The sequence below is a fragment of the Paenibacillus urinalis genome (genome assembly GCF_028747985.1).
GTDB lineage: Bacteria > Bacillota > Bacilli > Paenibacillales > Paenibacillaceae > Paenibacillus > Paenibacillus urinalis.
On the sequence record NZ_CP118108.1, the window covers coordinates 5,262,475 to 5,284,971 of the forward strand.

Below are 22,497 nucleotides of genomic sequence, written 5' to 3' on the forward strand. Positions count from 1 at the left end.
TCAACGCGGCCTCCTTTTGAAAATGGAATACATTCCCTTTCATAATAGCGGTCTGTCTCGTGATTTAACATTTAAAAAACAGTGTTTTTTACTCAAAAATCAGTGTTTTCATCGACGTAAAAAAACACCGCAAGGTCTCCGTTTTGGATAGACCTGCGGTGTTAAAGACGGTCTCATCGAGGCTTTAAACCAAGCCAAGTGCCCCTCGCGCCATTGCCATAACTCCTTCATCACCAGACAGTAGAGCAAATTGTCCCACAAGAACCGGGTAGGCCGCATATCGCTCCACAATATGCTCCTTCATTCTCGGCCATACCTTCCCTCCAGCTGCTTCATAATGAGTCAGCAACCGCTGAAGTTCGTCCTCGCCAAAAATGGCGTAGTAGATCGTAAAGTCGGCAGCCGGATCCGCCACCTCGGACTCCGTCCAATCAATCAAACCAATAACTCGCTGCTCATGATCCAGCAAAATATGAGGCGGATGAAGATCTCCGTGAATGAGCCCGCATGCATCAGGCCAGTAAGTCTCATCGGAGAGCCAGGCCTGCCAGCGGTCCCACAGCTCCTCGTTCACCCCGATCTTCTCCCTGACTTCCTGTGCCTGGGAGGCATAGTGGCTTCTTACCTCCTGCGGTGTCTTCACCCGCAGCCCTGCTGCAGCTGCCTGGGTGCCGTTAATCGCATGCAGGGCTGCAAGCGCCGCTGCCAAAGATCGTACAAATTCGTCCTTCAGCTCCTCATGGTTCGTATTCCAGGCATAGCCCGATGCTGATACATCCGCCATAGGAATACCATCAAGTCTTGGATAGGCGATGAGCTCATCCGAGAACACCTTCCAATCCGGAACATTCACGGGCAGTCTGCCATGAATATAATCAAGCACCTTCTTCTCATTCGCAGCACGCTCCAGTACATCTGACCTTCTTGGCTTACGAATAATCCAGTCTACATCCGACGCATCCTTCGCCATCGCTACTTGGAAATCCATTCCCGACTCGGTTACCTTCGCTTCATCCGAAGCAAACTGTAATCCGTATTTGCGAGCAAGCTCGAGAAGCTCCCTAGCCGCACCCGTGTGCTTCTGTTCTTCATATCCATTTGTCATTGAAATTCCCTCCTGATTGAATCAATTAAAATAACCGATGACATTGATTCGATGGTTTAAAAATAAATAAACACAGGCATACCTCTGCCTGTGTTTCGATTTACGGGATCCAAAAAAAGCAACATGACAAATTAAATTCCAACTCCGTATACAAAGTATCGAGCGCTGCTCACAGCCTGATATAGCATACTTTTCGTTAGAAGTTATCTACATGTGGACATACTTATCCCGCTTCATCTATGCACAAGACAGATGACAAGAGTTTCTCTTCAGCTGCTAAATTCATATGGAATGACTTAGCACTAAGCATTTCTCAAGCGGATATAAGCAATCAGCACACGTAACCCTCCGTTCGCATTTGAGTTAGTATCAGCTTAGCATACCCTAGACCTGCTAAACAATAAGAAGATACGTCTATGAAAGGTAATATACGATTTAAATCAACAGGAGCGGGCGCAGATCAACTTTCTTGTTCCATCTTGCACTCTCGATCGCACCAAACACCATGGCCATACTATAGATGTTGTCCGTGCAGTCGGTCTCAGCCAGCCTTCCCTCGTCCAGCGCCTGAAACATCTCGTCTAGACAGCCGTAATGTCCCTCGCGTCCTGTCCAGCTCTCTTCAAGCTCCACCTGCTCTACCTCATGAAAAAATCCTGTGCCTCCCTGATCTTTGATATATTCCGCAATCGGCATCCGTTGCCCGTCCCAGCACACAGTTCCAGCGCTTCCGATAACACGCCAATCCGCCTCCCAGGATGTACTGAGTCCGATGGCTGACCACGAGCCGCGGTAGCTGAATACCGAGCCGTCGCTCATTTCAAAGATGCAGATTGCAGATGCATTACCCTCATACCATGAGCCTTCCGGATTGTATTCATGACAGTAGACAGACACTGGATTGGCCCCTGAAATGTACCGTGCTTGATCGAAGGTATGAATCGCCATATCAACAATGAGCGGACTGCTCATGAGGTCACGAAAGCCGCCAAACCTGGGTCCAAGAAAAAAATCGGCATGCACAGCGCCTATTCTGCCTATCCTGTCATGGCGCAAGAAATCACGGAGTGCCCTGATTTGTTTTAGATATCGGCGGTTTTGCATGACTACATAACGCTTCCCCGTCTCACTGCTGACTCTTACAATCTCCTTCGCATCTTCAAAGCTCTCTGCCATCGGCTTCTCACCGAACACATTGCAGCCGGCCTTCATCGCACAGGTGACGATGTCCTTATGACTGGCAGGTATGGTGCAGTCGAACACCAGATTGGCATCGGTCGCTTGAAGAGCGGATGACAGCTCCGTAAATATCGGCACCTGCAAATTCCGGCGCTCCGCCATTTTCTTCGCACTCTCTTCATATAGATCAACCAGCCCAACAATTTCCGCATCTTCCTTAGCTGCAGCATAATCAAGCCAGGTATTGGACATCCCGCCGCATCCTGCAACGACAATTTTGTGCTTAGGCATAAGTCTCTCCCCCTCTACACCGGATTCGGTATGAATTCACCACCACGGCATTGCTTCAAGTAACGGAGTGCGTGCACCTGACCTGTCATCTCCAGCTCTCCCCGGTATACCGGATCATGCCATCCTTCAATATCTATACTGCCTGTGTAGCCGGCCTGTCTTAAGATCGTAATGACATCGGTCCAGTTGGTATCCCCGAATCCAGGCGTGCGATGCCATACATAAGGCTTCGGACCATGAATCCCATGCTCCTTGATAACATCCCAGGCAATGGTGGCATCCTTGCCGTGTACATTAAACACTTTGCTCACCCATTTTCTAAGCTGTGGGATCGGGTCAATCAGGCCGACCATCTGGTGGCAGGGCTCCCATTGCAGTCCGATGTTCTCCATCGGCAGGGCATTAAACATAAGCTCCCATGCTGCGGGATGATGGGCGATGTTCCAGTCTCCACTCTTCCAATCTCCATCCATGCTGCAGTTCTCAAAAGCTAGGCGCACCCCTTTACTCTCAGCAAAGCGAGCCAGTTCACCGAACACCTCTACATACCGTGGTATGGATTCATCAATGGAGCCGGGCATACGACCCGTAAACCCCGTCACAAGATCTGTTCCAAAATCAGAGGCATGCTCAATCAGACGCTTCCAGCTTGCCAGCGTATCCGCATTCTTCCCCTCCCCAGTCAGCGGATTGCCAAATATGGATAAGCTCGTAACTGGGATAAGATGCGGATCCAGTAGTTCCCGCACCTCTTTGGCGAGCTCCTTCAAATCAATCCCGGCAGTTGTCTGCCAGAAAGTGAGCGAAAAGGACTCAAACCCATGAGGGATAATCTGAGGCAGTACACGTACGGCATCGCCTCCATTAACCAATGTTCCAATTCGAATAGGATGCATTTGGTAACCTCCATTTAAAGTAGGATCTTTAACTAAGTACTATGGTACTGAAAGGAGCCTTGCCTCTGCTATATCTGAATTAGCGATATATTCGCACAATCTTACGCATTTGGGGTCAATGATAGCGTTGACATTCCGTATTTCACTCCAATATATTGATAGAAATGGTTGAGTACACATGACTCTGGCTAAGGAGGTTATTCAATGACGATGCATCCACACAAGGAAAACACATGGATACCTGATCGAACTTTTCCGATTAACGTTTTTTTCGTAAACGGCATCTATTTGCACTGGCATGATCATATGGAATGGGTGTATGTAAAGACAGGAAAAGTGAAGCTCCAGATCGATGGTGATTTTGATGTTCTGGAGCAAGGGGATCTTGCCTTTGTTAATTCAAAGCAGCTCCATCGAGCTGAACAGCTGGCACCGGATACACAGCTTGTATGCATCGTCTTTAATGAAGCTCTCGTCAGAGGCAATGGGCTCGATATTACAGAGCATCACTACTTTCTCCCTTACCTCCATCTCAAACAGCAGTGGCCGAGAATTGTGAGAAATCGTGAAGCCTGTATGCAGCCGATCAGCTTGTCCTTCCTAAGACTGGTAGAGGAGTTTGAGAGGAAGCAGCCGGGATATGAGCTTATGGTTAAGAGTGAGCTGCTCCATATCTTTGGACAGTATTTCCGCCATGCACAGCAGGTAGCTAAGGTTCGAAATTACCGTCAGCCGGACACACACAATCTCTCCCGTCTCCTCGAAATGCTGCGCGAGCGTTATCAGGAGGATATTTCTGTTATGGAAGCGGCCCGGCTTGTGAACTTAAGCCCCAACTATTTTTGCAGTGTATTTAAAAAAGTCACAGGAAAGACACTGAAGGAGTACATCCATATGCTTCGTACCCAGGAAGCAGAGCAGCTGCTGCTAACTACAAACTATAGTATTAGTGAAATCGCCGAGGCGGTCGGCTTCTCGAATTTAACTTACTTTGGGAGAGTCTTCAAAAAAATAAAGAACATCCCCCCATCGGATGTCCGCAAAATGAAATCCATGCCTTAGGTACATGAGAGCCCGTGCTACCATTCCTCCTCCATTCGAAAAGAGACGACCAAGTCATCACTGCCCGTCAATGAGCTGACAACTAAGGTAAGGATCGTACCCGAATTCAGCGCATACGCAAGATCCTGAGCTGCAAAATATACCGTCGTATTCGCATACGCGCCCGACAAGCCTGCCGAGGTTCCCTGGGTCAGCACTCTTCCACCAGTGATGGTCGTGGCGGTTGTGTTCACTTGAAGCACAGTATCATTCGTCGGTATGCTCGTTGTTGATGTAGGAAAATTGACAAAAGTCCCGTCAATCGTCCCTCCCTCCACCAGCATGTAGCGGACGGGCTGCTTGGACAGAATGTCGAAGCTCTGCGGATAGACCGCTGCGGCAACACCTTCAGGCAAGGCAAAAGAAGGAATCCGCTGATAGCTGATGGCCGGGAAGTACGCATCTGTTACCGAGAAATCAGGGCGAATCTCCGATGTGATTCGGCTTATATTCAGCTCCCGCAGAGAGAGGGGACTATAGGAGCTGTCCGGACTAATTCCGTAGATGGCAACTTCCATCCCCTGCAGTGAGCATCTAACATCAAATTGGAAGAAATCGTAGGTCACTAGGTACGTCCTGTTTACAATCTCACCTGGATTGATGAGGAATAGATCTTCTGCAAATAGTCCCTGAATCCCCGTACTGTTCACTGTCCCCGTCAGGTAGCAGGTTCCTGCTGAATCGGCATTGTTAATGATCTTGATGAGTGCTTGGCTATAAGGCCGGACACCTTGTACCACTTGATTTAATACATTCATTGTTGATACCACAGGCATTACAAGCCCTCCTTATTGCCGCGTATTCTATATACTATATGTAGGTTTCCATAAAAAGTGTGGGGTGTGCTATAGTTACATTAGTCCATGGAAATCGATTGTTATTTCCTATAAAACTATATAGAATGAACTAAATATCTTTAATTGATAATGATACTCATTATTGATGATGACATAGGAGTATATAACGTGCATACAAAACCCTCTGAACCTCCGAAAAAACCCAAAATTCAAGCACGCCCTGTCAGAGCATTGCTTACCATTGTCATCGGCCTGGCTGCCATCGTTTTATTCATTGGGGTATCTATTGCTGTCGGAGCAGCTGATATTCATTTGCAAACTGTCATTGATGCAATCTTCAGGTTTGATCCCGATTCTACCCAGCATAACATTATTCATGAGCTACGCATTCCCAGGTCCTTAGCAGATGTGCTTATCGGCGCCGCCTTCGCTGTATCCGGTGCGGTCATGCAAGGAATGACACGCAATCCGCTCGCGGACTCCGGTATTCTTGGCATCAATGCAGGTGCTACGTTTATGATTGCTCTGTCGCTCGCCTTCTTTCCTGGCATGTCGTATGGAGGAACCATCCTCTTTTCCTTTATTGGAGCCGCTCTGGCAACCGGTCTGATCTATGGGACGAGCTATCTGGGCAAGGCGAAGATTACACCCGTGCGACTTGTGCTGGCAGGTGCTGCGATTACCTCACTATTAACGGCGCTCAGTCAAGGGATCGCGATCCACTTTAGATTAAGCCAGGATCTCGCTTACTGGGTAGCAGGCGGTGTAGCAGGCATCAAGATGTCACAGCTCATCGGCGTGTTCCCATGGGTTGCCGGGGCGCTCATCTGTGCAATGCTGATCTCCAGATCCATCACACTCATTAGTCTAGGAGAAGATATCGCCTCCGGGCTTGGTCAAAAAACAGGCCTCGTCAAGCTGTTCGGTGGAATTATTGTACTCATTCTGGCCGGAGCAGCCGTATCCGTTGCCGGTCCGATCGGCTTCGTCGGTCTGGTTGTGCCTCATATGGTACGTTATATTGTCGGCGTAGATTACCGCTATATCATCCCTTGCTCGGCTGTCCTTGGCGGACTGCTCATGCTCCTGGCGGATATGGGTGCGCGGACCATCAATCCTCCTTATGAAACACCAATCAGTGCTCTGTTCGCCCTCGTCGGCGTTCCCTTCTTCTTATACATCGCTCGCAAATCAGGGAGGGGACTATAATGACCCAGGAATCACTTAGACAGCAAATTCAGTCGAGTAAGCACAAGAAAAGAACGAAGCAGTGGATCGTACTCAGCAGCTTCTCTCTGCTCATTATCGTATTTACGCTGATCAGCATAAATACCGGGTTTTCCAAATTGACCCCGGCTGAGGTTCTAAATACACTGCTGGGGAACGGAACGGCCAAGCAAAATCTCATTCTATTTGAGTTCCGTATGCCGCGGATTATTATTTCGATGCTGGTCGGCGCCGGTCTTGCCGTATCCGGATGTATATTACAGGGTGTATCCCGCAATGCGCTCGCAGATCCAGGCATTCTCGGCATTACGACAGGCGCGGGCTTCGTTGTTGTAATCTATATATCCTTCTATTCCAGCAACTCCGATGCCCCTGCCTATCTGCTTCCCATCCTTGCTCTCATCGGGGGACTCTCAATAGCAGCGATCATTTATGCTCTCTCATACAGCAAAAAAGACGGCCTCAATCCTAATCGTATGGTGCTTAACGGTATTGCCATTACCGCAGCAGTAAACGGGCTCATGATTGTGCTGATGCTCAGGCTGAATCCGGAGAAGTATGATATTGTCGCGAGCTGGCTTGCGGGGAGCATCTGGGGCTCCACCTGGAATCAAGTCATTGTCCTTGTGCCTTGGGTCCTCTTGCTGATCATCATTGCCTTCGCGCGATCCAGAATGATGGATGCCCTGACGATGGATGAGCATGTGGCGATGTCTCTTGGTGTTGGACTGAACAAGGAAAGACTGTTTCTAATCCTGATCGCTGTAGGTCTTGCCGCATCCTGTGTAGCCTTTACCGGGGGTATCGGCTTTGTCGGGCTGATTGCCCCTCATCTCGCCCGCAGGCTTGTGGGTCCTAGCCATAACATGCTCCTGCCAGCCTCGGCACTAGGCGGGGCACTACTCCTGCTGGTGGCCGATACACTCGGTCGCTCCATCCTCCAGCCCTCCGAGATCCATGCAGGGATCATGGTAGCCATAATTGGAGCTCCTTATTTCTTATACTTACTGTCGCGTTCGAGAATGTAGGCTTATCACTTAGGCAAGCTCCAGGCATGACATCGCGATTCGATTCATTTCTAACATCTAAAGTGAAGAAGGTGTGCGGAAAGAGAGCGCGAATGAATAAGGTATCGTTTGATAAATGGAGGAGGAGCTTACATGTCCACTGATGCGGTATCTCACAGTACGTCCAGTGCTCTCTCAGAGGAGCTGAAGGAGCAGATTATTACATGGAGAAGACATTTGCACCAGCACCCGGAGCTGTCTTTTGAAGAATTCGCAACCTCACAGTTCATATTTGATACACTCAGCCAATTTGCCGGTCTTGAACTGAGCAGACCCACGCCTACCAGCGTCATGGCGAGACTAATTGGTCCTTTGCCGGGCAAAGTACTGGCACTGCGAGCCGATATGGATGCCCTGCCAATTACAGAGGAGAATGATATCCCCTTTGCTTCGATTCATGAAGGTGTAATGCACGCGTGCGGACATGACGGACATACTGCCATGCTGCTCGGGGTCGCCAAGATCCTCGCGGAGCGCAAGGATTCCCTGCATGGCGAGATCCGGTTTCTGTTTCAGCATGCGGAGGAGCTGCTGCCTGGGGGAGCCCAGGAGATGGTCAAGGCAGGTGTGATGGAAGGTGTAGACTACGTCGTTGGCAGCCATCTTGATGCAGGTCTCCCTACCGGTCAGATTGGCATCATTTATGGCCCGGCCATGGCTTCGCCGGATAGTTTCCGTCTTACGATCACTGGCAAGGGCGGGCATGCTGCCTATCCTCATATGACGGTCGATCCGATTGCCGTCGGAGCACAGGTTGTGACCAATCTACAGCATATCGCATCTCGCAACATAGACCCGATCGATCATTTAGTCGTCTCTGTTACCAAGTTCATTAGCGGCACCGCCTATAATGTCATTCCCGGCTCTGCTGAACTGGCTGGCACAGTCCGCAGCTTCACTCCGGAAGTGCGCCGTGAGGTTCCCGAGCTGATGCATCGCATACTGCGCGGAATTACTGAAGCTCATAATGCCGAGTATGAACTCGACTATGAGTATGGCTACCATCCCGTCGTGAATGAGACGGAGGTCACTCAAGTCGTGCACACGGCAGCTGAAGAGCTGTTTGGTCCAGATCGTATCGCTATGATTCGACCTGCGATGGGTGGAGAGGATTTCTCGGCTTATCAGCAGGAAGCCCCTGGTGTATTCTTCAGAGTAGGCTCTCGTAATGAAGAGCAGGGTATCATCTATCCTCACCACCATGCACGCTTTAATATAGACGATGAAGCGCTGGCCTATGGCGTTCAAGTCTTTGTCAGAACAGCAGAGAAGCTGCTGAAATGGACTTAATTTGATCAGATAACCTAACCCTAACAATCGAAATTAAGGGTCTTAGTCTCATCCATATTTAGTCTCATCCATATTTAGTCTCATCCATATATTCATGAAGAATAGCCGCTTGGGTGAGCGGCTATTCTTCATATTGCTTCAAGCTTTGCATCAGTAATAATCGAACATGTTCTTTGAGTACATCCGGCTCAAGCACTTTCACTTCGGGACCATAGGACAGCAATCGCCGTGCAGTATAGGCGAGCTCCGATTCCGGGATCCTCCCTCTCCATACTCCATCGTGCAAGACCGCAAAGATGGAATCATTCTCAGCCAGCCGCTGTCCAATATCTGTAAAGACGATGACCGCCGCATGTCCTCGAGGCTGCTCTGTCCGATGGAACCACTCCTTCAAAGTAGGGACCGTTTCATTACTCTCTTCCAGCATCTTGACAGCATCCATCCGATCTACCCTGTACAGCAGTGTTCTCCCGTCTTCGTTCTGTGCCGGCATATACCAGAAGCCATGCTCGTAGTACAGGCCCAGCGGGAACGCGTCATGAACCTTCATGCCTGATTTTCCTGCGTAAGTAAACTGTAGCTTTCTTCGATCTATCGCTGCATTCAGTACCTCTGTCGTGTATGGAGCTGGTCTTGCCTTGACGGACGAGATAAACATAATATACTCTTTTGTACGGTCAATTCGATCCTGAACCTCAAGGGGAAGGTCGTGCGCATAATATTCTGACAATGCCTCCCTGATACCGCCGTAAGGCATATCCTGAATCTTTTCCAGCCATTCCATCATCAAGTAGATTCCATATGCTTCCTGTAAACGAAGCTGAAGAGGTGGTAAAATACCATTTTGCAAGACCTGGTACCCGCCATGGGCTCCAACCTCGGTATATACAGGCATTCCTAACTCCTGCAAGGCAGTCAGATCCCGCTGTATTGTACGAATGGACACCTCAAACCGCTGTGCAAGCTCACGGGCCGTATATTTCTTGCGAGAATTCAATAATCTCATGATGGCAAGTCTTCTGCGATTCATCAGCATACCTCCACCTTTGTTGATTTTCAGAAGATAACGGGCCTGAAGGAGACCCAGTTTCATGCTCTCAAACCGTATTATTGATGATCATAAACGGATTGTGGATGACATGGACTTTTTTTATCCTATTTTAGCTTTTGTGTATTAAAGTTACAAAGCAGTCCAGAGATTCATACATCCGTATTGTTTTGTGCTGCCGGAGGCAATCTATATTTACTGCCATATGAAATGGATTGATTGCTTTGTTAATATTTACTACACATGGGTATAAATAAACGGAAGGGTAACCCTCCCCGTTTACATAGGAGACAAACCACCGTTAGCTGAACTTCTACTTGATATTGCAGGAAGTACGCAGCCCTTTTTTCTTTGTTCATGATATTTTGACAGGCAGATGCTTAATATTACCTCCTGCAAAGTTTTTGACAGGTAAAAACATCTAACGGTATGATTAGCAAAAGCACAGGAGGTTATTTCATGTCAGACATCACGAAAAAGGACATTGTCGACAGTGTCCCGCAGAAAGGATTTTTTGGACATCCTAAAGGGTTGTTCACCTTATTCTTTACAGAGTTCTGGGAACGCTTCTCCTATTATGGAATGAGAGCAATCCTTCTCTACTATATGTACGATACTGTAACAAACGGTGGCCTTGGCATTGCCGAATCCACTGCATTGTCCATCATGTCGATCTATGGTTCCCTCGTATACATGTCCGGAATCATCGGCGGCTGGTTAGCCGACCGGGTATTTGGTACGTCCAAGGCCGTCTTCTATGGTGGTATACTTATCATGTTCGGTCATATCGTGCTTGCGATTCCAGGCAGTGTGGCCACATTCTTTGGCTCCATGGTACTGATCGTACTCGGTACCGGATTATTGAAGCCCAACGTGTCGAGTGTCGTCGGCGATATTTATGCGACGGAAGATGATCGCCGCGATGCCGGTTTCAGTATCTTTTACATGGGGATCAACCTGGGGGGCTTCCTTGCTCCGCTGATCGTAGGTACGCTGGGCGAGTACAACTATCACCTTGGATTTGGTGTCGCAGCCGTAGGTATGTTCCTCGGTCTTGTTGTATTCATGCTGACCAAGAAGAAGAACCTCGGTCTTGCGGGTACAGTGGTAGCCAACCCAATCGCTCCTGAGAAGAAGAAGAAGCTGTATACTTCGATTCTGATCGGAATCATTGTCGTTGCTGTTATCGCTGTTGCAGCTGCTCAGATCGGCTTACTTACGTTCGACTCGTTTATTTTCATCGTCGGGATTCTTGGTATTCTAATTCCGGCCGCTTACTTTATTGTCATGTACAACAGTCCCAAAACAAATAAGGTGGAGCGCTCGCGTATACTCGCGTACATCCCGCTCTTTATTGCCTCTGTTATGTTCTGGGCTATTCAGGAGCAAGGTTCAACGATTCTCGCTTCTTATGCAGATAACCGGACTCAGCTGGAATTCGCAGGCATCACGATTGCACCAGCCTGGTTCCAATCCGCGAATCCGCTGTTTATCATTATCCTGGCACCGGTATTTGCATGGCTGTGGGTTAAGCTCGGAGATCGTCAGCCATCGATTCCGCAAAAGTTCTCGCTCGGGCTTCTGTTCGCAGGTCTATCGTTCCTTGTGATCCTGCTGCCAGCCTACTTCGGCGGAAGCGACACACTGGTTAATCCGCTGTGGCTCGTACTCAGCTACTTCATCGTCGTGCTCGGTGAACTGTGTCTGTCACCGGTTGGCCTGTCCGCAACAACGAAGCTGGCGCCTGCAGCCTTCTCGGCCCAAACGATGAGTCTGTGGTTCTTAACGAATGCCGCTGCTCAAGCGATTAATGCTCAGGTCGTTAAGCTGTACTCGCCTGAATCTGAAATGGCATACTTCGGTATTATCGGGGCGATATCCATCGTACTCGGGATTATCCTGTTCGCTATTTCTCCAATCATCCAGCGTGCCATGAAGGGCGTTAGATAAGGATTATACACAAAGAGCTGTCTAGGTCATCTAATTGACTCGAGACAGCTCTTTTTTTGTACGGACGGATGCAGACTAAATTTTACATTGCGATTACATTGTTTTAAGGATGCATTAAGCTTGCTCCCCTATAATAATATGATATTTAGCGATTTCGCTCTGTTTAAGGGAAGGCTTCGGTGGGTTATATTAATCATCATATCCCCTATGGATGCGAATACGCTAAGAAATAAAGAGGTGTTAATATATGCTTAGAAAACTGATCGATAAGGTTCTTCATTCTACTTCGCACAGCAATGGACGCAAAAGATACAGCAGCTCAGACCGAAAATATCGTAAACGTTACTCAAGCAGCTCTCATCGTTATTCACGCAGAGGCTCCTCGTCCGATTACAAGCACAGACACAACCGTAACGGCTCCTCGTACTACAAGAGCAGAAAATATAGTTCAAGCTAGGTCGTGCCTAATTAGATACGAAATGCCGAAGGAAAGGGAGGAATCCCTTTCTTTTTTTGTGCTATGTAAAATAAGATGAGCCAGGAACATCTTTTTTGTCTGCTATATAAATAAGATGTTCCAGGAACATCTTTTTTTGTGCTATGTAAAATAAGATGTTCCCGGAACATCTTTTTTGTGTGCTATGTAAAAAAAAAGATGAGCCCAGGGACATCCCCGTGCTCATCCTTACCATTCGTATATTAAGACAGTACCTTCTCCCGGCTGCCGTCCACGTCCTTCTTGATCTGCTTGCTTCTCAGCTGGCCGCAGGCCGCATCAATATCCGTTCCGTGCTCCAGCCGCACACTTACGCTGATATTTTGCTTCTTGAGCGTATCATAGAAGGAGGTGATCGAGTCCTTCTCGCTCCGCTGATACTGGCTGTGCTCATCGACAGGGTTGTATGGGATGAGGTTGACGATCGCGAGGTTCCGTCTATGCTTCAGCAGCTCTGCGAGCTCTAATGCATGCTCCGGCTGGTCATTTACATCCTTCAGCAAAATATACTCCACCGTAATCCGGCGATTGGTCTTATCCCAGTAATACTCAAGCGCGTCCATCAGCTTCTCAATCGGGATGGCCTTGTTAATCTTCATAATACGTGTTCTTAGATCATTGTTCGGTGCATGCAGCGATACCGCAAGGTTAACGTTCAGGTCCGAATCCGCGAACTCCTTGATCTTGCCGGCCAGTCCGCTGGTTGAGACGGTGATGTGGCGTCCTCCGATCGCAAGCCCTTTGTGATCCTTCACGACACGAATGAAATCAGACATGTTCTGATAATTATCAAACGGTTCTCCGATCCCCATAACGACGATGTGACTCACTCTCTCACCCGTACCCATCGAATCGAGATGCAGCTGCACCTTCATGATCTGCTCCACAATCTCACCGCTGCTCAGATCCCTGCTCTTCTTGAGCAAGCCGCTCGCACAGAAGCTGCAGCCGATGTTACAGCCAACCTGCGTTGTCACACAGACGGACAAGCCAAATTTGTGGCGCATAAGCACAGTTTCAATCAAGTTGCCGTCGGACAAGCGGAACAGGAATTTAATCGTCCCATCGATGGACTCCTGACGCGTATGCTCTGTCAACGTTTGAATAGAGAAGTGATCAGACAGCAGCTGAAGGCACTCCTTATTGACTTCTTCCATTTGGTCAAATTCTGTAACCCGTCTTCTGTACAGCCATTCCCATACATGGGTGGCCCGGGATTTCTTGTGGCCCTTCTCTTCGAGCCAGGCTCCCATTTGATCAAGTGTTAATCCATAGATGGATGGTTTAATCATGAATCTTTGCCCTCTTTTCACATACCAGGATTATGCGCCATTCTATATTGAACGAGCAGAACCCTCATACTTCAATATATTTAAACAATCAATAAAACGATGAATTTGAAAATGTCGTATAGACAACGATCAGCATAGTGACGAACAACCGGAATTTGGTCTCTATAATCATGCGGTAATCCGTCTATTATTGTCCCAAAATTTTCACGTTTAAACAAGGCTTAATCCATGGAACTTGAAAAAGACGGCTCCTATAAGATGAGGAACCGCCTTAACTCGAAATTTTTAAAAATCAATATGATCCGGATCTGGACCTACCCGGTCATTATGATTCAATTGATCTATTCTATCCATCTCTTCATCCGATAGGGTGAAGTCAAATACAGTGGCGTTCTCTATAATCCGATGCTCCTTAGTGGATTTGGGAATCGTGACAATTCCGTGTTGGAGATCCCAGCGCAAGATGACTTGTGCCACTGAACGGCCATGGCGCTCCGCAATGTCTTGCAGCACCGGCTGACTCAGCAGTTGTCCCTGCATGAGCGGGGACCAGGCTTCAATCTGAATATGATGCTTGGCCGCATAATTGCGCAGCTCGGTTTGGCTCAAATAAGGATGAAGCTCAATCTGGTTAACGACCGGCGTGACTTCTGCATCCGCCAGCAGATCCTCCAGGTGATGGATGTGGAAGTTGCTCACTCCAATTGCTCTCACTCTTCCATCCTTGTACAGCGTTTCAAGCGCTCTCCACGCTTCTTTATACTTACCTGGCACCGGCCAATGCACAAGATACAGATCCAGATACTCCAGTCCCAGCTTGTTGAGACTTGCCTCATAGGCAGCCAGCGTCTCCTCATATCCCAGATCAGCGTTCCACACCTTCGAAGTGATGAACAGCTCCTCTCTTGAGAGTCCGTTCTCCTGCAGAGCTTCACGAATGGCCTGTCCAACGCCGGCCTCATTCTGATATACGCTCGCTGTATCGATGCTGCGGTAGCCGTGAGCTATTGCATTTTTCACAGCTTGAACGAGCTCTTCGCCCTCCTCCACTTTAAATACACCAAGACCAAACCATGGCATCTTCACTCCGTTATTCAGCTTAACCGTGTCTTGTAAATGCATTGCTGTAGTCATTTGTACATTCCTCCATTATTGTTAATCGTTCAGGTTGCCGGGCTCGTGTGAACCGATACCTGTTTTCTTTCCAGTATTAAACTCCATATGGTGAGTAGTACTGCCCCCAGAACCATCAGCGATCCAACCCAAGGGGTATGAATCAATCCGATGGAATCGTTGACCACGCCGCCAAGATAAGCTCCGATCGCAATTCCCGCATTAAAGGCTGCGATGTTCAGTGAGGAAGCTACATCCTTGGCCTCCGGCACATACCGCTCTGCCAGAATAACCACATAGACTTGCAGTCCGGGAACGTTCATAAAGGCAAACAATCCCATCATAAAAATGGTGATGAGCCCTACAATCTTAAACGGTGCTGTAAAAGCAAGCATAAGCAGCACCACAGCTTGTAGAATAAACATGACGAGCAGCGACTTGAGCGGGTTTCGATCGGCTGCTTTGCCGCCAATGATATTACCAACGGCAATGGCGATTCCGTATAGCAGCAGGATGGCTGCTACCGTATTTTCCGAAAATCCGGTTATATCATGCAGCAACGGGGATAAATAAGTGTAAACAACAAACGTTCCTCCGTATCCGAGTGCTGTTATCGCTAGAATTAACAGTAGTCTTCCGTTCGTAAGCAGCCTGCCCTGATCCCGAAAGCGCACAGTCTTGCCCTTCTGCAGCTCAGATGGAACAAGGATGGCATTCGCGATGAATGCGAGAATACCGATAATGATGATCGTGACAAAAGCCGCTCTCCAGCCGATCTGGCCTCCGATAAATGTACCCAGCGGCACACCCGTTACGGTCGCAACCGTAAGTCCTGTGAACATGGCGGATATGGCACTTGCCCGCTTATCTTCCGTGACGAGATCTGCCGCGATCGTTGATCCTACCGACATGAAGACCCCATGTGTAAATGCAGACAGAACACGGGCGGTCAGCAGAATTGCGATGCCGTCCGCCATGGCGGCTACACTGTTCGCAATAATAAATAGAATCATAATGGATAATAGCAACGCTTTGCGCGGCACACGGGCCGTAAGGGACGTCAGAATCGGTGCCCCGAAGGTGACTCCAAGCGCATACAGTGTCACCGTCAGTCCTGCGGTCGTAACGGATATATTCAGGTCATCAGCAATCATAGGCAGCAGCCCTACACTGATAAACTCGGTTGTTCCAATGGCAAAAGCACGTGCTTCGTTTTCTTTCAAGTGACATGGACTTTTCGCTCCTGTATGATCGTAATCGCCGGCCGGCAAAAGCTATTATGATCCATATGAGTTATAATGAACAGTACGTACTTTAAAGTACTATAGGTACTTTTTAGTGCCTTTTGGAAAGGGATGAGGAACATGACGAAGAAATATAACATTTCTGTGGAAGCAACACTTGAGGTCATCGGTGGTAAGTGGAAGAGCGTCATCCTGTGCCACCTGACTCACGGGAGGAAGCGCACCAGTGATCTCCGCAGGCTCATGCCCAATATTACGCAAAAAATGCTGACCCAGCAGCTTCGCGAGCTTGAGGAGGACGGCATCGTAAACCGCATCAGCTATAACGAGGTCCCGCCACGGGTGGAATATGAGCTGACCCCGTATGGCTGGAGCCTCAAACCGATTCTGGACTCCATGTGCAATTGGGGAGAGCACCATATTATTAAGGAGCATGGCAGTTTGACCGATATGCTGGAGGACAGCATTCTGAACAAGAAGGAAGAGCATTCGGTCAATTAGTATATTCTCGGTTAGAACAGAACACACAAAGAACGCCGGAGCCACTTCGCAGTGGGTGCCCGGCGTTCTTTGTGCATATCTAATATATGATTTGGTCTCTTACAGTGCTTCTACGTCAAAGCCTGCTTGTTTCCACGCTGCTGTACCGCCGTCAATAAAATGAACGTCAGTGAAGCCCATCTGATGCAAGATATAAGCACCTAGAGTAGCTTGTCCGCCTGCACCGCACGTAACAAGGACAGGACGGCTGCGATCAGATAGACGCTCGTCACGAAGCTCGGCTGGCAGCTCAAGGTCTGCACGGATCGGCAGCATGCCAAGAGAGATGTTGACACTGCTCGGAATCAGTCCGCAAGCACCGGCATCAGCGGCATCCTGTACATCGATCACTAGCGTGTTCGGTTTGTCAGCAATCTGCTGCTTCGCTTCCTGGGAGCTAATCCCGGATACATGCTTCAGTGCTTCTTCAATCATATTCTTAAATGTCAAAGCCATTCGTCATACACTCCTTTTTCCGTATGGGGATTGGCACGTTTTAACTTCGCGCCTTGTTTATTCTATCATGCACGATTCAATTATGCGAAATGATTGATTCAATAGGCTTATAAAAAAAGAGACAGGAGTCCTCCACTACCCCTGTCCCTTCCATCATAATGGATTCCACATATATCATCTGTTCACTATACTCTAGTCTTGAATAGCAAGTACACAAAGTAAGGAACCCCGATAATAGATATAACGATACCAACCGGCAGCTCCGCCGGTGCAAAGATAGACTTGCCGATGAGATCGCCGACGACCACCATCGCCATCCCTATAAGCCCGGATACAGGAATAACATGCCGGTGCTTAATCCCAACAAGCCTGCGGGCAATATGCGGTGCAATCAGTCCGACAAAGCCTACGCTTCCTGACACGGCTACACACGCACTCACAATACCAACACTGAACAGGAGCAGCCATAAGCGTTCACGGTGTACACGCACACCGGCTCCCAAGGCACTGAGCTCTTCAAGCTGCATGACATCAAGCACGAGTGATTTACTCCAGATCAGCGGGATTAAAATGATCAGCCATGGCAGCATGGCAAGGATAAACTGCCAGTTCGCATTGTAAATACTGCCTGACAGCCATACTGTGGCCATCTCGAAGTCACTTGGGTTCATTTTGAGCGATACATACAAGGTCAGTGCACCGAACCCTGACGATACCGCGATCCCTACCAAAATGAGCCGCTGCGAATCGAGTCTTCCTTTGTCCATCGTAAACAGCAGGATGAAAGCCGCCGCTATAAGTCCGCCGACAAGTCCGAACAAGGGCATCAGCATGATGGAGCCAAAGCTCGCTCCTGTAATCGTTCCTTGGAACAAGAACATGAACAGCACGACTGCTGAGCCAGCCCCTGCGTTAATACCTAACATCCCGGGGTCAGCTAGCGGATTACGGACGATACCCTGAATAACGGCACCCGCTACCCCAAGACCAAGCCCGAGTAATACGGCAATGACAATTCGGGGCAGCCGGAAATCAAAGATTACCAGATCATGCTCTGGCGTCGGATCAATCCGAAGCAGTGTCTTGATCACCTCAGCTACCGTCATGTCAAAGGTGCCATTCGTTACACTGATATAAGAAGCCGCTAGGATAATGAATAGCGAAACGGTAACAACCGTCCATCGCTTAAAACGAGCGGTTCTAGGCATTGGACTTCCCTCCTCTGGTCTTGATCAGGTAGAGGAAGAATGGTACACCAAATATGGCTGTCACAACGCCAATCGGCGTCTCAAACGGAGCGTTGATAAACCGGCTCATAATATCACACCAAGCCAGGAATATGCCTCCGATTAACGCAGAGCATGGGATGACCCATTTATAATCAATACCGACAATAAACCGGGTAATGTGCGGAATGAGAAGACCGACAAATCCGATCTTACCCGCAAGCGCTACTGAAATTCCTGTCAGAATGACTACGCTGAGAATGGATAATGCCTTGACCCATTTGGTCCGTTGGCCAAGACTGGTAGCCATCTCCTCGCCCATCGACAGAATCGTAATGGACCGTGCCAGACCCATGGCAAGCACGAGGCCGGCAATCGCGAATGGAACAATGAGCTTGATCAGCTCAGGATCCATCTGATGGAGTCTGGCATTGTACCAGAAGCTGACCGTCTGCGATACCTGAAAATAAGTAGCGGCCGCCTCGGACAGTCCACTCAAGAAGGTCCCGATGATCGTTCCGAGAATGGCCATCCTGACCGGTGTCATCCCCCTCGGCAGCAGCCATGCAAGTGAGAACACGATGCCGGCACCGATGGCAGAACCGATCAATGAATAAGCTATGTATCCTAGTGAGGATGTATTAGGAAGCAGAATCATGCAAATTGTGATTACAAATACGGAACCGTCCGATACACCCATTATGGAAGGTGAAGCCAAATAGTTTCTTGTCATCCCCTGCATCAGCGCACCGGAGACAGCTAGAAACGCACCAATTAATAATGCCCCCACGACTCGAGGGAGTCGTGAGGTTAGTATAATCTGGTGATCGATACTGTCCGAGTCGAATTGGAATAAGGCATTCCATACTTCAGACGCGTTAATATCCTTGGCACCATATAGTATCGAGACGAGAATGGTAACAGCTATGATGACCGGAGCGACCAGGCATATGAGCAGCGGATGTACTCGTCTTTTGGATAACATGGATGAATGAAAGCTCGTTTACTTCTTCAGCTCTGCTACAGCAGCTGTCAGGAAGTTTGTTCTGCTCCAAGCAGGTCCGCCTTCAGACAATGGATCAATGATATTGGTATATACATGTCCATCCTTGAACGCATTTGTTTTTTGAATAATCGGGTTGTTCTGGATGTCTTCGAGTGCAGTAAGTTTATCCGCGTTCTCCGCATCTGCAAATTGCAGGAAGACATAGTCAGGATTAATCTCGGCAAACTGCTCAACCGTAATCAGCTCCTGCGCTTTGGCTGCAGCGACTGCATCTGGAACAGTCAAGCCAAGGTCAGAGTATAGCACGGGGTTAAAGAATACGTCCTGCGGGTAAACATACATCTCTCCACCACGAATACGGATCGCCATGACATTCTTGCCTTCAAGCTTCGTACCAAGCTCCGCTTTGGCTGCTTCTGCCTCTGCTTTGTAATCTTCAATGACTTTAGCTGCCTCATCCTGTTTGCCGGACAGTTCACCCATCAGGTTCAGGTTAGCTTCCCAATCCGTTGAGATATGTGACACTTGAATAAGTGGAGCGATCTTTTTCAGCTGTTCTACAACTTCTGGTTTGAATTTGGTTGTTCCCAGAATAACGTCTGGCTTCAAGGAAAGAATCGTTTCGAAGTTAGGCTCTTGCTTCGCTCCGATCGATGTTGCCCCTTCCGTAATCGAAGCGTAACGCTCAGGGAACTCGCCGCCTACTTCGATAGCACCTGTCAGCGGCACATCAAGTACAAGAGCGTCCTCCATCGCTTCCATAGCGCCCGTTACGACGATCTTCTCCACATTTGCTGGAAGAGTATACTCTTCTCCCAGATATGTAACCGTACGTGTCTCGCCTTCACTGTCTGTTTCTGTTGTATCGGTTTCTGTAGTATCCGTTTCGGCAGGCTGCTCAGAAGCAGCTGGAGTTGTCTCTGATGTGCCGCTTGCAGTCTCCGAGTCGTTCGTGTCGCTTGCCTGTCCGCATGCTGCCAGCATGACCAGCATCAGAACGAGCATGGCATAAAAGGAAATCTTTTTCATGAAAATAGGAACCCCTCTCTTATATCTCCATAATTGATAATGATTATCATTATTGAATATTATAAGAGATTTGTAAAGGTATCCATGGACATTTTCCGGTAAAGGCATGGACTGGTTCTATGTTTTTTACCAATACCTAGGAAAATCGGCTGCCTAAGAAGGTTAACTCCTGCTGCTTCTTATATTCAGATGGGGAAACGCCCATCATTTTTTTAAACTTACGGCTGAAATAGAATTCATCCGGGTACCCAACCAAGTGGGCAATATCCCGCAGCTTGAGCTCTGAATCCATCATGAGCTGCTTAGCATGCTCCATCCGCGTCGTTGCAATATACTCGGTTACACTCACTCCATATTGCTTCTTGAACAGTTCACTGTAATATTTCAAGCTGAGTCCCGCCATCCGTCCAAGCCGCTCCAGTGTCAGATTCTCATCATAGTGCTGGTCAATATACTCTTTTGTCTTCTGAAGCGTTGAGTTCGAGTCCTGCACCTCAGCCGTACGGCTCTTTGCAACCCAGTACAGGAATTCCTGAAAAATAATCTGGCTGCGGTAGCGTCCAAGTCCCTCACCGCTGTGCCAATGACCATATATGGACTGACACATCCCTGTGAACCAGCTTGCCTCCTGACTGAGCAGCTCACTGCCTGGTTCCATAATGTAATCATCGACAACGACAAGCGGACCCTTATTGCCCTGTTCCTGGTAGATATCATACTCTATAATCATTAAATCGAGATCCCGGCCGCAGTTGCATGTCATTTCAATACTCGCTTCCGGCACACAGGAGTACACGCAGGGCTTCTCTACTTGATATGAACAGTTGTTCATCGTAAGGGAGCCCTTTCCATCCGTGATCACTAGCAGTCTGCGTGATGCTGTACGGGTTCTCGGAAGGGACCATCTTGATCTGGTACTGACTCTTGCAATATCACGCAGTCTTACCGATGAATAATCAAGCGTCTTGCTTGCCAATTCATGATCTGCGCTATCCATCTTCCATTCATACATGTTGGAATCACCACCTCATAAATGATAATGATTATCAATATCATAAAGAGTATATCAAATTTCAAGACTTTGCAGTGATTTTTTTTGAAATATACGAAAATTCATTTTCATCCGCAGAAAAAAAAGACAACTTCCTCAAAAGTACTCCTGAGAAAAGTTGTCTTGTTGTCCGTTATTCGCTCGCCCAATCCGCAAATCGTAAAGCCCGATTAATCAGTACAGGCAGTATGGAGCTGTGATTCTCGTCCTCGAATTCCTTGAATGCAGCGTGTACGCCATATTCGGATAGAGCGGAGAGCCGTTCTGCCTGCTTCTTGGCATTCTCAATCATCGGGATCTTGAAGCTCCCCTCCCGCTCGCCTACGGCCACCAGAACCCGAACCTTCAGTGACGCAAGCTCTCTGGAATTTAGCGCCTTCGTCCACGTCTCCTCCTGCACTGCAAGATAAGACTCATTCCAATGAATAGAAGGGCTTCCGGCAATGTATGTATGAAAAGTACCCGGTCTCGCAAACAGCATTTGCAGCACGAACAAGCCTCCGAGTGAATGTCCGATGATCATTTGCTTGCTTGCATTCACCGAATAATGCTGCTCGATTTCCGGTTTGAGCTGTTCTTCGATAAAGGACATAAATTCCCTAGCTCCGCCCTGCTCCGGGCGTTCTCTTCCTCCTGGCATTGCAGGCAGCTCTGCTTCGTTAGCCGGCATCGTCAGATCATAGTGTCTGCGCGGCGGAAACGGCGCATCCAGATCATAGCCAATACCGACCACAATCGCTGGAACGACCCCCGTCTTCTCCCGTCTCACCGATTGAATTCGAATCATTTCCGTTGTCATTGCAAAGGTCGCATTGCCATCAAGGGTATAAATGATAGGAAAGCCTTCTGCTGGAGGCTCCTCTACTGGACAATACACACAAATTCGATAGTCATGTCCGTTAAATCGGGATCGCATGATCCATTCTTTCGTTGCAGAAAGTGTGACCTGCTTCGCTGAAGTTGTTGCCATACCTCTCCTCCTCCCTACTTGCCTAGCCATTATAGAGTATTCACCCCGGACAAAACATGGACTTTTTCCGTATCAGACCTCCCCTTTTCAATCTCTGCTCGCTCTATTTAACCCGGCCTGCAG

At 48.4% G+C, this 22,497-nt stretch carries 21 protein-coding genes; 7 read left to right on the forward strand and 14 right to left on the reverse strand.

The genetic code is table 11. From position 1 onward, the window contains the following. Positions 1-184: 184 nt before the first annotated feature. From PUW25_RS24405 to PUW25_RS24415, 3 genes are all read right to left on the reverse strand, one after another. On the reverse strand, positions 185-1,105 hold the full coding sequence (locus PUW25_RS24405; RefSeq protein ID WP_274337773.1) for a macrolide 2'-phosphotransferase: 921 nt from the start codon (positions 1,103-1,105) through the stop codon (positions 185-187). A gap of 435 nt (positions 1,106-1,540) precedes the next feature. Then, positions 1,541-2,575 carry a Gfo/Idh/MocA family protein gene (locus tag PUW25_RS24410; RefSeq protein WP_274337774.1) on the reverse strand — a complete coding sequence of 345 codons (1,035 nt, stop codon included), beginning with the start codon at positions 2,573-2,575 and terminating at the stop codon, positions 1,541-1,543. Between the two features lie 14 nt (positions 2,576-2,589). Continuing rightward, positions 2,590-3,471, reverse strand: coding sequence for a sugar phosphate isomerase/epimerase family protein (locus PUW25_RS24415; protein ID WP_274337775.1), 882 nt, complete (start codon positions 3,469-3,471; stop codon positions 2,590-2,592). A gap of 204 nt (positions 3,472-3,675) precedes the next feature. Here PUW25_RS24415 and PUW25_RS24420 point away from each other — a divergent pair, with 204 nt between their 5' ends. Continuing rightward, positions 3,676-4,533: a helix-turn-helix domain-containing protein gene (locus tag PUW25_RS24420; protein ID WP_274337776.1), complete on the forward strand. Its 858-nt coding sequence runs from the start codon at positions 3,676-3,678 to the stop codon at positions 4,531-4,533. Between the two features lie 17 nt (positions 4,534-4,550). Here PUW25_RS24420 and PUW25_RS24425 read toward each other — a convergent pair whose 3' ends face one another. Next, positions 4,551-5,348, reverse strand: a complete 798-nt coding sequence (locus tag PUW25_RS24425) for a hypothetical protein (RefSeq protein WP_274337777.1) — start codon at positions 5,346-5,348, stop codon at positions 4,551-4,553. Between the two features lie 189 nt (positions 5,349-5,537). On the opposite strand from PUW25_RS24425, the gene PUW25_RS24430 reads away from it, so the two are divergent. From PUW25_RS24430 to PUW25_RS24440, 3 genes are all read left to right on the forward strand, one after another. Continuing rightward, positions 5,538-6,578: a FecCD family ABC transporter permease gene (locus tag PUW25_RS24430; protein WP_274338484.1), complete on the forward strand. Its 1,041-nt coding sequence runs from the start codon at positions 5,538-5,540 to the stop codon at positions 6,576-6,578. Beyond that, complete coding sequence (locus PUW25_RS24435; RefSeq protein WP_274337779.1) at positions 6,578-7,624, forward strand: FecCD family ABC transporter permease; 1,047 nt, start codon at positions 6,578-6,580, stop codon at positions 7,622-7,624. Before PUW25_RS24430 ends, PUW25_RS24435 begins: the two co-directional genes overlap by 1 nt. A 132-nt stretch (positions 7,625-7,756) precedes the next feature. Then, complete coding sequence (locus tag PUW25_RS24440) at positions 7,757-8,953, forward strand: M20 family metallopeptidase (RefSeq protein WP_274337780.1); 1,197 nt, start codon at positions 7,757-7,759, stop codon at positions 8,951-8,953. Positions 8,954-9,074: 121 nt separating this feature from the next. Here the strand turns inward: PUW25_RS24440 and PUW25_RS24445 are convergent, their stop codons facing one another. Further along, positions 9,075-9,983 carry a helix-turn-helix transcriptional regulator gene (locus PUW25_RS24445; protein ID WP_205054730.1) on the reverse strand — a complete coding sequence of 303 codons (909 nt, stop codon included), beginning with the start codon at positions 9,981-9,983 and terminating at the stop codon, positions 9,075-9,077. 477 nt (positions 9,984-10,460) lie between these two features. On the opposite strand from PUW25_RS24445, the gene PUW25_RS24450 reads away from it, so the two are divergent. Together PUW25_RS24450 and PUW25_RS24455 are read left to right on the forward strand one after the other, a co-directional pair. Then, complete coding sequence (locus PUW25_RS24450) at positions 10,461-11,951, forward strand: peptide MFS transporter (protein ID WP_274337781.1); 1,491 nt, start codon at positions 10,461-10,463, stop codon at positions 11,949-11,951. Between the two features lie 247 nt (positions 11,952-12,198). Next, positions 12,199-12,408: a hypothetical protein gene (locus tag PUW25_RS24455; protein WP_081872586.1), complete on the forward strand. Its 210-nt coding sequence runs from the start codon at positions 12,199-12,201 to the stop codon at positions 12,406-12,408. Between the two features lie 242 nt (positions 12,409-12,650). Here PUW25_RS24455 and rlmN read toward each other — a convergent pair whose 3' ends face one another. From rlmN to PUW25_RS24470, 3 genes are all read right to left on the reverse strand, one after another. After that, the gene (rlmN, locus tag PUW25_RS24460) at positions 12,651-13,739 is read right to left on the reverse strand and encodes a dual-specificity RNA methyltransferase RlmN (protein WP_205054728.1); all 1,089 of its coding nucleotides are present in this window, start codon (positions 13,737-13,739) and stop codon (positions 12,651-12,653) included. Positions 13,740-14,024: 285 nt separating this feature from the next. Further along, positions 14,025-14,873 carry an aldo/keto reductase gene (locus PUW25_RS24465; RefSeq protein ID WP_205054727.1) on the reverse strand — a complete coding sequence of 283 codons (849 nt, stop codon included), beginning with the start codon at positions 14,871-14,873 and terminating at the stop codon, positions 14,025-14,027. 29 nt (positions 14,874-14,902) lie between these two features. Beyond that, positions 14,903-16,075 (reverse strand): MFS transporter, encoded by a 1,173-nt coding sequence (locus PUW25_RS24470; protein ID WP_274338485.1) that lies wholly within the window; start codon positions 16,073-16,075, stop codon positions 14,903-14,905. 141 nt (positions 16,076-16,216) lie between these two features. On the opposite strand from PUW25_RS24470, the gene PUW25_RS24475 reads away from it, so the two are divergent. Beyond that, positions 16,217-16,597: a winged helix-turn-helix transcriptional regulator gene (locus PUW25_RS24475; RefSeq protein ID WP_047912682.1), complete on the forward strand. Its 381-nt coding sequence runs from the start codon at positions 16,217-16,219 to the stop codon at positions 16,595-16,597. A 99-nt stretch (positions 16,598-16,696) separates the two neighbouring features. Here PUW25_RS24475 and PUW25_RS24480 read toward each other — a convergent pair whose 3' ends face one another. The 6 genes from PUW25_RS24480 to PUW25_RS24505 all read right to left on the reverse strand — a co-directional run bounded on the left by PUW25_RS24480 (position 16,697) and on the right by PUW25_RS24505 (position 22,374). Next, a complete protein-coding gene (locus PUW25_RS24480; protein WP_047912681.1) occupies positions 16,697-17,092 on the reverse strand; it encodes a rhodanese-like domain-containing protein in 396 nt (131 codons plus the stop codon). A gap of 185 nt (positions 17,093-17,277) precedes the next feature. After that, positions 17,278-18,300, reverse strand: a complete 1,023-nt coding sequence (locus tag PUW25_RS24485; protein ID WP_047912680.1) for a FecCD family ABC transporter permease — start codon at positions 18,298-18,300, stop codon at positions 17,278-17,280. Continuing rightward, positions 18,293-19,303: a FecCD family ABC transporter permease gene (locus PUW25_RS24490; protein WP_047912679.1), complete on the reverse strand. Its 1,011-nt coding sequence runs from the start codon at positions 19,301-19,303 to the stop codon at positions 18,293-18,295. The genes PUW25_RS24485 and PUW25_RS24490 overlap by 8 nt, the downstream gene beginning before the upstream one ends. Positions 19,304-19,321: 18 nt before the next feature. Beyond that, a complete protein-coding gene (locus tag PUW25_RS24495) occupies positions 19,322-20,353 on the reverse strand; it encodes an ABC transporter substrate-binding protein (RefSeq protein ID WP_047912678.1) in 1,032 nt (343 codons plus the stop codon). A 136-nt stretch (positions 20,354-20,489) separates the two neighbouring features. Further along, a complete protein-coding gene (locus PUW25_RS24500; protein ID WP_047912677.1) occupies positions 20,490-21,365 on the reverse strand; it encodes a helix-turn-helix domain-containing protein in 876 nt (291 codons plus the stop codon). A gap of 172 nt (positions 21,366-21,537) precedes the next feature. Further along, the gene (locus PUW25_RS24505; protein ID WP_238546423.1) at positions 21,538-22,374 is read right to left on the reverse strand and encodes an alpha/beta hydrolase; all 837 of its coding nucleotides are present in this window, start codon (positions 22,372-22,374) and stop codon (positions 21,538-21,540) included. Between the last annotated feature and the right edge of the window lie 123 nt (positions 22,375-22,497).

Excerpts from the sequence above, each read along its gene's own strand:
- PUW25_RS24405 (WP_274337773.1), bottom strand. The coding sequence starts at position 1,105 with ATGACAAATGGATATGAAGAACAGAAGCACACGGGTGCGGCTAGGGAG.
- PUW25_RS24410 (WP_274337774.1), bottom strand. The coding sequence starts at position 2,575 with ATGCCTAAGCACAAAATTGTCGTTGCAGGATGCGGCGGGATGTCCAAT.
- PUW25_RS24415 (WP_274337775.1), bottom strand. The coding sequence starts at position 3,471 with ATGCATCCTATTCGAATTGGAACATTGGTTAATGGAGGCGATGCCGTA.
- PUW25_RS24420 (WP_274337776.1), top strand. The coding sequence starts at position 3,676 with ATGACGATGCATCCACACAAGGAAAACACATGGATACCTGATCGAACT.
- PUW25_RS24425 (WP_274337777.1), bottom strand. The coding sequence starts at position 5,348 with ATGCCTGTGGTATCAACAATGAATGTATTAAATCAAGTGGTACAAGGT.
- PUW25_RS24435 (WP_274337779.1), top strand. The coding sequence starts at position 6,578 with ATGACCCAGGAATCACTTAGACAGCAAATTCAGTCGAGTAAGCACAAG.
- PUW25_RS24440 (WP_274337780.1), top strand. The coding sequence starts at position 7,757 with ATGTCCACTGATGCGGTATCTCACAGTACGTCCAGTGCTCTCTCAGAG.
- PUW25_RS24445 (WP_205054730.1), bottom strand. The coding sequence starts at position 9,983 with ATGAATCGCAGAAGACTTGCCATCATGAGATTATTGAATTCTCGCAAG.
- PUW25_RS24450 (WP_274337781.1), top strand. The coding sequence starts at position 10,461 with ATGTCAGACATCACGAAAAAGGACATTGTCGACAGTGTCCCGCAGAAA.
- PUW25_RS24455 (WP_081872586.1), top strand. The coding sequence starts at position 12,199 with ATGCTTAGAAAACTGATCGATAAGGTTCTTCATTCTACTTCGCACAGC.
- rlmN (WP_205054728.1), bottom strand. The coding sequence starts at position 13,739 with ATGATTAAACCATCCATCTATGGATTAACACTTGATCAAATGGGAGCC.
- PUW25_RS24465 (WP_205054727.1), bottom strand. The coding sequence starts at position 14,873 with ATGACTACAGCAATGCATTTACAAGACACGGTTAAGCTGAATAACGGA.
- PUW25_RS24475 (WP_047912682.1), top strand. The coding sequence starts at position 16,217 with ATGACGAAGAAATATAACATTTCTGTGGAAGCAACACTTGAGGTCATC.
- PUW25_RS24480 (WP_047912681.1), bottom strand. The coding sequence starts at position 17,092 with ATGGCTTTGACATTTAAGAATATGATTGAAGAAGCACTGAAGCATGTA.
- PUW25_RS24485 (WP_047912680.1), bottom strand. The coding sequence starts at position 18,300 with ATGCCTAGAACCGCTCGTTTTAAGCGATGGACGGTTGTTACCGTTTCG.
- PUW25_RS24490 (WP_047912679.1), bottom strand. The coding sequence starts at position 19,303 with ATGTTATCCAAAAGACGAGTACATCCGCTGCTCATATGCCTGGTCGCT.
- PUW25_RS24495 (WP_047912678.1), bottom strand. The coding sequence starts at position 20,353 with ATGAAAAAGATTTCCTTTTATGCCATGCTCGTTCTGATGCTGGTCATG.
- PUW25_RS24500 (WP_047912677.1), bottom strand. The coding sequence starts at position 21,365 with ATGTATGAATGGAAGATGGATAGCGCAGATCATGAATTGGCAAGCAAG.
- PUW25_RS24505 (WP_238546423.1), bottom strand. The coding sequence starts at position 22,374 with ATGGCAACAACTTCAGCGAAGCAGGTCACACTTTCTGCAACGAAAGAA.